Raw genomic sequence first — 467 nt, 5'->3', positions numbered from 1 at the left:
TATGAAGGATTTATTTTTTATACCAATTACGACAGCAGAAAAGGGAGAGCTATAGAAAAGACGCACAAGGCCTGCCTTCATTTTTTCTGGCCCAGCCTGGAACGGCAGATCATTATTAAGGCAAATCTTGAGCGCGTTGCAGAAAATCTTAGCGACGGATATTTCCATTCACGGCCGAAGGGAAGTCAGCTTGGGGCTGTAGTTTCTCCGCAAAGCCAGGAGATTCCCGACAGAGAATTTTTGGAAGGCAAGCTAAAAGATCTCGAAAAGCAATTTGAAAACAAAGAAGTTCCTCGTCCTGAAAACTGGGGAGGATATATCGCAAAACCTTACGAAATAGAATTCTGGCAGGGAAGGCCGAATCGTTTGCATGACAGAATCATTTATCAATTGGAGGGTGGTATTGACTGGAAAATTTCACGGCTTGCTCCGTAATTCACCGAGCTATCATTTTGCATAAAAAAACC

General features: G+C 43.0%; 1 protein-coding gene. It reads left to right on the top strand.

All coding sequences use genetic code 11. The features are described 5' to 3' along the window. The coding region (gene pdxH, locus ACPYOJ_RS34665) for a pyridoxamine 5'-phosphate oxidase (protein WP_481420271.1) at window positions 1-435 on the top strand (435 nt) is incomplete at its 5' end. Window positions 436-467 lie beyond the last annotated feature (32 nt).

The sequence above is a fragment of the Rhizobium sp. SVR5-9E genome, from assembly GCF_056755095.1.
The sequence above is the reverse complement of the archived record's forward strand: the minus strand, read 5'-3'. Positions and strand labels throughout refer to the sequence as shown.